9 protein-coding genes are annotated in these 12,369 nt (G+C 70.7%); 4 read left to right on the top strand and 5 right to left on the bottom strand.

Translation table 11 applies throughout. The features are described 5' to 3' along the window. Nucleotides 1-9: 9 nt before the first annotated feature. Nucleotides 10-1,347 carry an amidase gene (locus ACWEOI_RS03420; protein WP_452359187.1) on the bottom strand — a complete coding sequence of 446 codons (1,338 nt, stop codon included), beginning with the start codon at nucleotides 1,345-1,347 and terminating at the stop codon, nucleotides 10-12. Between the two features lie 328 nt (nucleotides 1,348-1,675). Between ACWEOI_RS03420 and ACWEOI_RS03415 the strand changes: the two genes are divergently transcribed. The 3 genes from ACWEOI_RS03415 to ACWEOI_RS03405 are packed head-to-tail and all read left to right on the top strand — an operon-like array spanning nucleotide 1,676 to nucleotide 7,207. Next, nucleotides 1,676-4,249, top strand: coding sequence for a serine/threonine-protein kinase (locus tag ACWEOI_RS03415; protein ID WP_452358833.1), 2,574 nt, complete (start codon nucleotides 1,676-1,678; stop codon nucleotides 4,247-4,249). Beyond that, complete coding sequence (locus tag ACWEOI_RS03410) at nucleotides 4,246-6,501, top strand: protein kinase domain-containing protein (protein WP_452358832.1); 2,256 nt, start codon at nucleotides 4,246-4,248, stop codon at nucleotides 6,499-6,501. The genes ACWEOI_RS03415 and ACWEOI_RS03410 overlap by 4 nt, the downstream gene beginning before the upstream one ends. A gap of 19 nt (nucleotides 6,502-6,520) precedes the next feature. Beyond that, the gene (locus ACWEOI_RS03405) at nucleotides 6,521-7,207 is read left to right on the top strand and encodes a nucleoside/nucleotide kinase family protein (RefSeq protein ID WP_433670092.1); all 687 of its coding nucleotides are present in this window, start codon (nucleotides 6,521-6,523) and stop codon (nucleotides 7,205-7,207) included. 4 nt (nucleotides 7,208-7,211) lie between these two features. Here the strand turns inward: ACWEOI_RS03405 and ACWEOI_RS03400 are convergent, their stop codons facing one another. From ACWEOI_RS03400 to ACWEOI_RS03390, 3 genes are read right to left on the bottom strand one after another with little or no spacing between them, the layout of a single operon-like run. Next, on the bottom strand, nucleotides 7,212-8,105 hold the full coding sequence (locus tag ACWEOI_RS03400) for a PfkB family carbohydrate kinase (protein WP_452358831.1): 894 nt from the start codon (nucleotides 8,103-8,105) through the stop codon (nucleotides 7,212-7,214). Between the two features lie 20 nt (nucleotides 8,106-8,125). Then, nucleotides 8,126-8,956 (bottom strand): SDR family oxidoreductase, encoded by an 831-nt coding sequence (locus tag ACWEOI_RS03395; RefSeq protein ID WP_357087520.1) that lies wholly within the window; start codon nucleotides 8,954-8,956, stop codon nucleotides 8,126-8,128. Further along, nucleotides 8,956-10,590, bottom strand: coding sequence for an aldehyde dehydrogenase family protein (locus tag ACWEOI_RS03390; protein ID WP_452358830.1), 1,635 nt, complete (start codon nucleotides 10,588-10,590; stop codon nucleotides 8,956-8,958). Before ACWEOI_RS03390 ends, ACWEOI_RS03395 begins: the two co-directional genes overlap by 1 nt. A 156-nt stretch (nucleotides 10,591-10,746) precedes the next feature. On the opposite strand from ACWEOI_RS03390, the gene ACWEOI_RS03385 reads away from it, so the two are divergent. Next, the gene (locus ACWEOI_RS03385) at nucleotides 10,747-12,012 is read left to right on the top strand and encodes a PucR family transcriptional regulator (protein ID WP_357087514.1); all 1,266 of its coding nucleotides are present in this window, start codon (nucleotides 10,747-10,749) and stop codon (nucleotides 12,010-12,012) included. A gap of 11 nt (nucleotides 12,013-12,023) precedes the next feature. Here the strand turns inward: ACWEOI_RS03385 and ACWEOI_RS03380 are convergent, their stop codons facing one another. Further along, nucleotides 12,024-12,293 (bottom strand): DUF2277 family protein, encoded by a 270-nt coding sequence (locus tag ACWEOI_RS03380; RefSeq protein WP_433670098.1) that lies wholly within the window; start codon nucleotides 12,291-12,293, stop codon nucleotides 12,024-12,026. Nucleotides 12,294-12,369: the final 76 nt, after the last annotated feature.

Here is a 12,369-nt window from a genome sequence, read left to right as displayed (position 1 = left end):
CCGATCCCGTCAGGAGACGGTCCGCTGCCAAGGGTGGGCGGCCTCGATCTGGGCGGCCAGCCGCAGGATGGTGGCCTCGCTGCCGGGCGGGCCCGCGATCTGCGCCGCTACCGGGGTGCCGGAGCGCGGGTGCAGGCCCATCGGAATGGAGATGGCGGGCCAGCCGACCAGATTCCACAGCGGCGTGAACGGCGAGAACTTCACGTTGGCAAGCACATTCGCCAGCCACGGCCGCGAATGCCAGCGGCGGGCGCGCGGCGCGGGGGTGGCCAGCGTGGGCGTGATGACCACGTCGTAGCGCTCGAAGTAGTCCAGCAGGCGTGATTCCACCCGGTCGACCTGCGAGGCCCGCAGCAGACCCGACTTCAGCACCGTCCGGCCCAGCGCCACGTGGGTGCGGGTGCGGCGCTGCAGCCGGTCCGGGTGCGGCACGGTCGCGGCCTCGCGGGCGGCATTGGCCAGCCAGCGCAGCAGCAGCGCGAAAGTCACGCCCTGATAAGGGAGTTCGGCCACGCCGATGATGTGCCCGGCCAGCGAGGCGGCCGCCGCGGCCTTGTCGGCGGCCGCGGTCCAGGCCAGGTCGACGTGGGTGAGCGGCGTCGGCGCCCCGGTCGCCAGGCCGATGCGCAGGGTCTGCGGGGTGTCCAGGTCGGCCAGGTCGGGGCGGTCCGCCAGCACCGACAGCATGAGCGCGGTATCGGCGACAGTCGTTGCGAGAACGCCGTTTTCGGTCATTCCGCCCCACGAGTCGATGCCCACGTCCGCGGGCACCAGGCCGCGGCCCGGCTTCATGCCGACCACGCCGGAGCAGGCCGCCGGGATGCGCACCGAGCCGAGTCCGTCGTTGCCGTGCGCTATCGGCACCATGCCGGAGCCGACCGCCGCGCCGGAGCCGCCCGACGAACCGCCCGCGGAGTAGCGGGTGTTCCAGGGGCTGCGGGTGATGCTGCCCGGACCGTCGGTGACGCCCCACAGCCCGAACTCGGGCATGTGGGTGAGCCCGACGACCACCGCGCCCGCCGCCCGCAGTCGCCGCACCACGACGTGATCGCTGGTGGCGGCCAGATCGGACCCGGACAGCGACCCGCCCCGGGTCACCTCGCCCGCGACATCGATGTTGTTCTTGACCGCGACCGGCACCCCCGCCAGCGGCAGCATGTCCAGATCGGCCCGCTCGGCGACGGCGCGCGCCTCGGCGCGGGCGGCCTCCTCACGGACCAGGGTGAAGGCGTTCAGCTTCCGATCGCGGGCGCGGATCCGGGTCAGCGCGGCCTCGACGGCGTCCTCGGGGGACAGGGCGCCGTTCTGGACCGCGGTGGCGACGCCGATCGCGGTGGTCGGATCCATCGGGGGACGGTCGGACGGGGTGTCGGAATCGGGCGTGTCGGCTCCCCCGTCTCGCGCGTTTGGTGCCACCGCTTCCTCCTCGGCGGCGTCGGCCGCGGCGATCTCCGCCGCTAATGCCGTGCCCTCGTCGTACATGCTGGTCTTCCCCCGTCGCATCGTGTCGAAATCGGGTGATCCGCTCGTGGCCCGCAAGTTATCATTCCGGCTGAAGGTCGGGGATGATGGTGTCGGGTGTGGCGGCTTCTTTGACCGAATCTCGGAATCCACGACATCCCCGGATCGACAGTGCGGATCGACGACATCCGTGCCGAGCCAGATGGGTGCGGACATGACTTCTGGTTCCGACCACCGTTCCGGCGCATACTCGGCCGGAACCGAATCGAGCGCGGTCGTCGCCTTCGCGGCGGCCTGGGACTCCGCTGCGGCCCCGCCCAGCATCGCCGCCTATCTGCCCGACGCCAGCACGCTGCGCCGGGGCGCCCTGCTGGAACTGATCCGCATCGACATGCGCCACCGCTGGCTGCGGCGCACCACCGGGGAACCGGCCACCCCGCCCAAACGACTGCGCGACTACAGCGCCGAATTCCCCGAGCTCACGCCGGCCGACCTGCCCGCCGGGCTGGTGTACGAGGAGTTCGTCATCCGCCGCCACAGCGGCGAGCGCGTGGATCCGCGCGACTGCCTGCGTGAGTACCCGGATCAGGCGGGCGAGCTGCGGCAGCTGCTCAATGCCGACGACGAGGACCAGAGCACCCGCCGCGCCGGGCCCGGCGAGTCCACCCGCGGCGATTTCGAGCTGGACGCGTCCACCCGCGGCGCCTGGCTCGACGAATCCACCCGGCTCCCGGTCGAGGCCACCACCCGCGCCGAACCGCCGGTCGACGGCGACACCACCCGGGTGCCCGACGCGAGCGAGCTGACCCAGTACGAGGACCCCTCGCAGCTGATCGGCGACCCGGCCGATCCCACCCGCGCCACCGTCGGGGTCGCCACCACGCCCGAGACCGGCGCGCTGCTCGACCGCATCGAGATCGGCCAGCGCATCGACGACTTCGACCTGCTGACCAGCCTCGGTTCCGGGGCGTTCGCCCGCGTCTTCCTGGCCCGGCAGCGGTCCCTGCAACGTCTGGTCGCGGTGAAGATCTCCGCCGATCACGGCACCGAACCGCAGACCCTGGCCCAGCTCGACCACGACTACATCGTGCGCGTCTTCGACCAGCGCCTGCTCTCGGACGTGCGCACCGAATCCGGGCGGCGGCTGCGGCTGCTGTACATGCAGTTCCTGCCCGGCGGCACCCTGCTCGGCGTGCTGCGCTGGGTGCGCGCCACCCCGCCCGCCGAACGCAGCGGGCAGCTGCTGCTGGACGCGGTGGACGCCGCCATGGAGGAGAAGGGCGAGATCCGGCCCACCGACTCCAGCGTGCGCGCCGAACTGGCCGGGCTGAGCTGGCCGGAAACCGTTGCGTGGCTGGGCCGCAGACTGGCCGAGGCGCTGGACTACGCGGACTCGCACGGGGTGCTGCACCGCGACGTGAAACCCGCGAACGTGCTGCTCACGGCCGAGGCCGTGCCGAAACTGGCCGACTTCAATATCAGTTTCAGCCGCAATCTGGACAGTTCCAGCCCGGTCGCCTACTTCGGTGGTTCGCTCTCCTACATGTCCCCGGAACAGCTGGAGGCCTGCCATCCGGCGGCCGCGACCAGTGCCGCCGACCTGGACACTCGCGCCGACATCTTCTCCCTCGGGGTCGTGCTGTGGGAGCTGCTCACCGGGGCCAAACCCTTCGACGACAGCACCGCCGGACCCGGCGACCACGGCGACCGCACCACCCTCGAGGCCATGCTCGCCCGCCGCCGCGGCGGCGTCGACCACGTGGCCCTGGACCGGGTGCCGCCGGACTGCCCGGCCGCGCTGCGCCGGGTCCTGCTCACCTGTTTGGCGCCCGAACGCGACCAACGCTGGAGCAGCGGCGCCGTGCTGGCCGGCCAGCTCGACATGTGCCTGGACGAGCGCGCCCGCGACCTGGTCGACCCGCCCCCGGACAGCTGGCGGATGCGGTTGCGGCCGTGGTTGATTCCCCTGGTCACGCTGGCCGTGGCGATCCCGAACACGCTGGCCTCGCTGTACAACATCGCGCACAACCGGGCCTTCATCATCAGCCATCTGTCCGAGTCGGCCATGCGCACCTTCGTGCTCACCACCGGCTCGGTGAACCTGGTGTTCTTCCCGCTCGGCACCGCCGTCATCGCCTACCTGTGCCGCTCGGTGATCGTGGTGCCGCGCGGACTCCGCAAGGGCCGTGAATACGACGCCGAGACACTGCGCAGAGCCCGGGCGGACGTGCTGCTCGCCGGGGAACGCATCTCCTTGGTGGTGTTCGCGCTGTGGGTGGTCGCGGGCTTCACCTTCCCGATGGTGCTGCGCATGACCGCCACCGACCTGCCGGTGCGCGGCGTCCTGCACTTCCTGGTGTCACTGGTGGTGTGCGGGGCGATCGCGGTGGCGTACCCCTTCTTCCTGGTCGCCTTCTATCTGGTGCGGTGCATCTATCCCATGTTCCTGCGGCACGGCGACATCAGCGGCGAGGACGCGGTGTGGCTGCACCGGCTGGGCCGCCGCTGCACCACCTATCTGGCGGTGGCGGCGTCGGTGCCGCTGCTCGCGGTCGCGGGCGTGACGTTCCTGCCGCCGGAGGACATTCCGAAGGTGATCGTGGCGGTCCGGGTGCTCAGCGTCGGCGGCATCGCCGCGTTCGTGCTGATCTACGCCATCTTCCGGGCCCTCGAAGCGGACCTGGCGGCGCTGGAACGCGTGGTCGCCCCGGCCCGCTCGGCGCGCCCGGCCGGCGATGGCAAGACCGCGGCGCCCGGCGCCGATGGCGACCCGGATGCCACGCCGTGAGTGAACTCTCGGCCCGAGCTCTCGCACGCTTCTCCGCCGACTGGGAATCAACGCTGCGCGGCGACCGCCAGGAACCACCGCCCCTGGCCGGGTACCTGCCCGACGGGCGCGCGGTCCGGCTCGAGGTCCTCACCGACCTGGTCCGCATCGACATGCGGCAGCGCTGGCGGCGCGCCGGACTGGAGAAGCGGATCGCGGAGTACCGCCGGGAATTCCCGGAGATGGGAACCAGTCCGGCCTTCGCCGATCTGGTGTGCGAGGAGTACCTGGCCCGCAGCCGCTTCCGGCCGCTCGACGTGGACAGCTTCACCGCCGAATACCCCGAGGTCGCCACCGAGATCCGCCGTCGCTTCACCGGCGAGACCCCGCCGCCCCCGCCGCCGGTGCTGCCCGAGGGCATCGAAACCGGTCGTCGCCTCGACGATTTCGACCTGCTCACCGATCTCGGCGGCGCCGACTACAGCCGCATGTTCCTGGCCCGGCAGCGCTCCATGCAGCGTCTGGTCGCGGTCCGGGTGGAGGCGGGCGCGGACAGCGACACCGACACCGTCGCCCAGCTCGACCACCAGTACATCGTGCGCGTCTTCGACCAGCGGCTGATCGCGGACGGCAGCACGGGGAAGCCACTGCGACTGCTGTACATGCAGTACGTGCCCGGCGGCACCGCCGAGGGCGTGCTCGCCCAGCTGCGCCGCGAAGCCCAGGTGGCGGGCAATGGCGGCAAACCCGGCGGCCGCATGATCCACCGCACCGCCCCCGCCGCGAACGGACTGCCCGACGGCGGATTGCTGCTGCGCGCCATCGATTCCGCCATGGAGGCCAAGGGCGAGAGCCGCCCGTCCGGATCGCCGGTACGTACCGACATCGCCGCCCTGAGCTGGCCCGAAACCGTGGCCTGGGTGGGGCGACGGCTCGCCGAGGCACTCGAATACGGGGAGCGGCAAGGGGTACTGCACCACGACATCCGCCCCGCCAATGTGCTGTTCACGGCCGAAGGGGTGCCCAAACTCGCGGATTTCGCACTGGGGCCGATGTATTGGAGCACCGGGTTCATCGGTGCCAGGAGCGCGAGTGCGAATGGCGCGGGGGCCCTGCGGTATCGATCGCCGGAAGCGCTGCGGGCCCTGCTGGATTCGGCCGCGCCGTCGCCCGGTCCCGCCAGTGACATCTACTCGCTCGGCGTGGTGCTGTGGGAAATGCTCACCGGCTCACTGCCGTTCGACGATCCCGAGGTCGGGACCGACGCCGTGCCGGAGATGCTGGCCCGCCGCATGGCCGGGGTGCCCGCGGCGGCCTTGGACAACCTGCCCCCGGACACCCCCGCCACCCTGCGGCGCGTGCTGCTGGAATGCCTGCGCCCCGACGCGTCCCGGCGTTGGCAGAGCGGCGGTCAGCTGGCCGGGCAGCTGGACCTGTGCCTGGACCCCGATGCCCGGGATCTGATCGACCCGCCCGCGCACAGTCTGTGGTCGCGGTTGCGGAGCTGGCCGGTGCCGATCGCGATGCTGTGCGTGGGTCTGCCGAACGCCCTGGCCAGTTGGTACAACATCCGGATCAACAAGAGCCTCATCGTGGATGAGCTGTCGGCGTCGGATCAGTACCGGTTCGAGCAGGTGGCGCTGATCAACAATCTGGCGGCCTTCCCGGTGGCGGCGCTGCTGTTGTTGTGGCTGGCGCGGCGACCGCTGACGGTCTCGTACCGGCTGCGCCGCGGCCACGAGTACACCCCGGATCAGCTGGCCCGCGCCCGCGCGGACACGCTGCTGCTGGGGGAGCGGGTGGTGTGGGTGCCGTTCGCCTTGTGGCTGATCGCCGGAATCGCGTGGCCGCTGGCGCTGGCCGGTGCGGGAGCGCGCCTGCCGCACATGGCTTTCGCGCATTTCTTCACCGCGCAGGTGGTGTGCGCGACCATCGCGCTGGCCTATCCGTTCTTCCTGATCATGGTGTATTCGGTGCGGTCGCTGTATCCGCAGTTGTTGGCGCGCGGTTCGGTGGGGCACGAGGATCGGCGGCAGCTGGCGGCGCTGGCGCGACGCAGCAATTTCTATCTGGCCGCGGCGGCGTCGGTGCCGCTGCTCGGGGTGGCGTCGGTGACGTTCGTGTCGACCGACGATCTGGGGTTGGTGATCGTGCCGCTGCGCATCCTCAGCGTGGGCGGCGTGCTGGCGTTCGTGGTGATCTACCGGTTGTCGCGAATGCTGGAAGCCGATCTGGGGGCGCTGGTTCGCGCCATTCCCGAAGGCGGGCACTGATTCCCCGTAGGCTCGTGGGGTGGCGATACGTGGCAGTGTCGAAACCTCCTTGGCGGAGTTGGCGGCGCGGGTCCGCCGGCGTGCTGAAGGTCATTCCGGTCGGTTTCTGCTGGGGATCGCGGGCCCGCCCGGGGCGGGCAAATCCACCCTCGCCCGCGGCATCCGCGACGAACTGAACCTGGCCGCCGGGACCGCCATCGCCGAAGTCGCGCCCATGGACGGCTTCCACCTCACCAACGACCGGCTGCGCGCCGCCGGAATCCTGGACCGCAAGGGCGAACCGGGGACCTTCGACGCCGAAGGCTATGCGGCGCTGCTCCGAACGCTCCGCGACGCCACCCCCGGCACCCCGGTGCCCTGGCCCACCTACGACCGCGATCTGCACGAACCGGTGCCCGGCGGCGTCGTCTTCGACCACCACACGATCGTCGTCACCGAGGGCAACTACCTGCTCCTCGACGACCGTTCCCACCCGGGCTGGGCCGCCGTCCGCCCCCAGCTCGACGAGGCCTGGTACCTGGACGTGCCGCGCCCGATCATCGAACAACGCCTGCTGCGCCGACATATTCGCGGCGGCCGCACCCCCGCGGCCGCCCGCGACAAGGTGATGAACAGCGACCTGCGCAATGCCGTCCTGGTCGAATCCACCCGCGGCCGAGCCGATCTGGTGCTCCGGAAAGCAGGTCGCGGCTACCGCATCGACTGAGCGGTCACCGCACCGGCCGAGTGTCGAAGTGCCGCATCCATTCCCGCGTGCCGACGTAGCGACAGGAAGCGCCGGCCACGACGGCTGCCTCGCGCAGCGCGGCCGGGAAGTCGGCGCCGCGTTCGTGGAAGTGGCAGAACGCGCCGTGCAGGATGTCGCCCGCCCCGAGCGTGTCGATCGCGGGTTCGGCGGGAACCCGGATCTCGCCGCGGCCGCCCGGCATCGAATAGCGGATCGGGCCGCCGCCCCCGGTTACCGCCACCAGCGCCGGGCCCACCGCGTGCAGGCGGTCGAACACCTCATCCGCCGAATCCGCCGCCACCCCAGGCGGAGTGAAGGCACTCGAGCAGATCGCGATATCCACGATCGGCAGCAGTTCGGCATGCACCGGCCGCCAGCGTCCGGCATCGAGCACCACCGGCACTCCCGCTGCCCGAGCCGCTGTCGCGAGCCGTACGGCATGGTCGGGGTAGTGACCGTCCACCAGCAGCAGCGACGCGTCCGCGACCGTATCGGCCGTCGAGTCGTCGAGACCCGGATGGATCCGCGAGCCGTCCAGCGACACGATGGTCCGGGTGGCCGCCGCCGTGGCGACGATGATCGAGGACACCGGCGGTTGCTGATCACCGTCCGGGGTGAGGTCCACGATGGTGACGCCGTGCTGCCGCAGATCACTCCGGATCAGTTCCGCCAGTGGGTGTTTCCCCAACGCGGTGACCAGCGCGGGGTGCACGCCGGACAGGAACGCGTAGGTGACCGCCGCGTTGGCGGCCGGTCCGCCCGCGCCCAGGAACAGGTCGGCGGCCTGGGTCTTGGAGTCCTCGGCGGGATACCGGTCGACGGCATAGGCGAGATCCAATGTCGACAATCCGGCGAAAACCGCACTCCTGCTTCCCATGCCGCCGACCCTACGGTGAGCTAGTCGCGCACCCGATGCTCGTAGGCCTTGCGCGCGTCGCCGTCCACGTCGTCGAGGAAGGCGGTCTGCGAACCCAGCGCCCGCCCGATGGCGTCACCCACGAACTGCGGCAGCAGCCCGACGGCCTGCGCGATGATCCCCGCCACCGCGGTGACCCGTGCCTTCGCCTTGGGCGCCACGATCAGCTTGGCGATGGCGTCCGCGATCTCCTCCGGTTCGGCCGCGCGCATCAGCTTGGGCAGTGAAACCCCGGAGCCCAGTTCGGTTTTGGTGAGCGTGGGCAGCACCGAGGAGAACTCGAGCCCGGTGCCCCGGTACTCCTCGCGCAGGGTATCGGTGAAGCCGAGCACCGCGTGCTTGCTGGCGTTGTAGGTGGCCAGGCCGGGAATGTGGCTCTCGCCCGCCAACGACGCGATATTGATGACGTGCCCGCGCCCGCGCGGCAGCATACGGGCGATGCCCAGCTTGGAGCCGAGGATCACGCCGTACACATTGATGTCGAGGATGCGGCGGGTGATCTGGTCCGGCTCGTCCACCACGCGTCCGGTGGGCATGATCCCGGCATTGTTGATCAGCACGTCGATCGGGCCGAGCCGGCGTTCCACCTCGTCGAGGAAGCCCTCGAAGGACTGCTGGTCGGTGACGTCCAGCTTGTCGTACACGTCGAAATCCCGTGCCGCGCCGGACTCCTTGACGGTGGTCTCGTCGATGTCGCCGATGGCGATCTTCGCGCCGAGCGCCTGCAGGGCGGTGGCGGTGGCCAGGCCGATGCCGCGCGCGCCGCCGGTGATCACCACGACCTTGCCGGCGATGGTTCCGAAGTCGGTCATCACAGCCCCCGCACGGTCTTGACGATGGCGGGCACGTTCAGACGCCGCAGCCCGCGGGTGCCCGCGGCTCGCATGGCGCTCATGGCGAACATCAGCTTGGGCGGCGAATACGGGAACCAGAGCGGTTCCTTGGTCATGGTGGGCAGGATCGGCTTGGTGATGGCCTGCTGGCGGCAGTACTTGCGCACGCCGTTGGGGCCGCCCCAGCGCGCGCCGGTGCCGGACAGACCCCAGCCGCCCATGGGCAGCGCGAAGCTGAACATATTGGCGAACACGTCGTTGATATTGACCGCGCCCGCGTTCAGCTGGCGCGCAACGCGTTCGGCGCGATCGTTGTCGCCCGACCACACCGACGCGGACAGGCCGTAGATCGAATCATTGGCCAGCCGAATGGCTTCCGCCTCGTTGGCGACCTTCATGACCGGCAATGTGGGACCGAAGGTCTCCTCGGTCATGCAGGTCATGGTGTGGTCCACGTCGGCGAGCACGGTCGGCTCGAACAGGGTGCCGACGCCGGTCCGCTTGCCGCCGGTGGTGATTCGCGCACCCGCCTTGACGGCTTCCTCGACGTGCCGCTGCACGATCTGCGCCTGGTTCTCGTTGGCCAGCGCGCCCATGTCGTACTGCGGCTTGCGGCCGTCCACGCCCTGGCGGACCTCCTTGACCGCGGCGGTCAGCTTCGCCAGGAACTCGTCGTAGACAGCGGCTTCCACGTACACGCGCTCCACCGAGATGCACACCTGCCCGGCGTTGAACAGCCCGCCGAAGGCGATGCCGTGCGCCGCCCGGTCCAGGTCGGCGTCGGCCAGCACGATGGCCGGGTCCTTGCCGCCGAGCTCCAGGCTGAACGGGATCATCCGCTCGGTGCAGGCCGCGGCGATCTTGCGGCCGGTGGCGGTGGAACCGGTGAACTGGATGTAGTCGGCGTTGCCGACCACGGCCGCGCCGGTCTCGCCCGCGCCGGTGACGACCTCGAACACCGGGGGCGCGCCGATCTCACGCCAGCCGCGCGCCAGTTCGACGGCCGAGAGCGGGGTCACCTCGGAGGGCTTGAGGATGACCGCCGCGCCGGCGGCCAGCGCCGGGATCACGTCGATGACCGGCATGGCCAGCGGGAAGTTCCACGGGGTGATCACGCCGACCACCGGGTACGGGCGGAAGACGGTGGTCAGCTGCTTGACCCGGGCCAGCGGGCTGTGCGGCGAAGGGTGTTCGTCGGCCAGGAATTTCGCGGCGCGGCGGGCGTAGTAGCCGGTGAGGTCGACCGAGAAGGCCGGGTCGATGAGCGAGTCCACGCGGGCCTTGCCGGTCTCGGACTGCAGCACGTCGGCCAGGTGGTCGGTATTGTCGACCAGCCAGTCCTGGAGCTTGAGCAGCCATTCCTTGCGGCCGTCGGGGCCCAGGGCCTCCCAGGCGGGCTGGTGCGCGCGCAGTTCGCGGACCTTGGCCGCGACGGTGTCGGCCGAGTCGATCGGGACCGTCCCGGCGAGCGCCCCGGTCGCGGGGTTGCGGACCTCGAGCTCGGTGGCCGGTTTCGGGGCCTCGGGCTGCGGGGCGGCCTTGGTCGCGGTCCCGGCTGCCTTGCGGGTCCCGGTCTTGCGAGCGGTGCCCGCGGCGGGTTCGGTATTGGTCACGATGTGCCTCTCCCCATGCGCTTCGTTGCGATGGCGAGCTGTGTGCCAGCTCACCGGACTATGATCGTGACACAATTTCGCGAGCCCATGCTTGGCCAATCGGGTCAATAGTTCCGGTCGGTTTTGTGCTCGGAGTACAAACCCCGGAGGTGCCCCGTGACGACGACGCTGAACAGCGCCGAGATCCGGCAATGGATCGCCGATTTCGTCGCCGAGACCCTGCCCGCCGAAACCCTCGAACAGGTCGTCACCCGCCTCGACAACGCGATCATCGCCCGCATCCCCGAACTGCGTGACCGCGATATGCGCCGCGACCTCGCCGCCAGTAGCCGTGCCCACGCCGTCGCCGTGCTCAGCGGCCTCACCCAGGACCGCTTCGACTACCCGGTCCCCGAGGAAGCCCACGCCTTCGCCCGCACCGTCGCCCGCCGCGGCTACGACGTGCGCCTGCTGCTGCGCGTGTACCACCTCGGTCAGGAAGCCTGCATCGACTACATGACCGAGGTGCTCGAACAGCGGCAGCTGCCGCGCGATATCGAAAGATCGCTGCTGCTACGGCTTTTCGACCGCACCACGCGCTGGGTCAGCACCTCGGTCGAAACCCTCACCGACACCTACATGGCCGAACGCGAACGTGGTCTGCGTGCCGCCCTCACCCAGCGCGCCGAGATCGTGCGCAGCCTGCTCGACGGCGCCGACGTGGACACCGAGAGCGCGTCCGCCCGGCTCGGATACCGGCTCGGCCAGCGGCATCTGGCGCTCGTGGTGTGGACCGACGAGGATGCCGCGCCGTTGCCGTCCGACGGCAGTGGCGAGGCGGTGGGCCGGCTCGACCGGATCGTGGCCCGATTCGCGGGCACGCTCGGCAACGGCAGCCTGCTCACCGTGCCCTCCGGCGCGACCGCGCTGTGGGCCTGGATCGGCGTCGACGGCGACGGAGTGTCCGGCCCGGCGATTCCCGGGCCGGACGATCCGGTGTGGTCGGTGGACGCGCCCGTGCGCGTCGCGGTCGGCGTGCCCGCCGCGCACACCGCCGGATTCCGGGCCAGCCACCGCGAGGCGGTCGCGGCCCGGCAGGTCGCCGAACGGGCCCGGCCGGGTACGCCGCGGGTGCTGCACTACTCGGAGGTGGAGGTCGCCTATCTGGCGGGAACCGACGAGGCCGCGATGCGATCGCTCATCGAACGGGAACTGGGCGCACTCGCCGCGCCCGACCCGCAGTCGGCGCGATTGCGCGAAACCTTGCATGCCTATCTCCGAGCCCGGCGCAGCCCCGACGCGGCCGCGAAAACGCTCGGCGTGCACAAGAACACGGTGCGATACCGCATTCAGCGCATAGAAGAACTACTCGGTCACTCACTCGACCAGCGCGGACCTCGGCTGGAGATCGCGCTCGACTGCGTGGCGGTGTACGGCGTGTGATTCGGCGAGCCTCAGCTCGCCTCCTCCGCGATGGCCTCCCGGGCGGCCCGGCGACGGGTGGGCGGTTCGCCCTCCGAGGCCCGGCGTTCCGGTAATTCGGCCAGCAATTGGGTGGTGGCGGCGGCGATCGCGGCGACCGCCTTGTCCACCGCCGTCTTGGTAGTCGTTGTCAATCCCGACACCCCGCCGACTTTCCGCACGTATTCCTGTGCGGCGGCATAGATTTCCTGCTCGGTGGCGGCCGGTGTGAGTCCGCGCAGCAGGGTGATGTTCCCACTCATGCCCCCAGAGGTTAGCGTCGGATTACCCGCTGTGACAGGGCAAGATTCAGACAATTGCGTGACTGTGTCGTGCCGG

It is taken from the genome of Nocardia sp. NPDC004340, from assembly GCF_053602575.1.
This window is presented reverse-complemented; position numbering and strand designations above follow the sequence as displayed.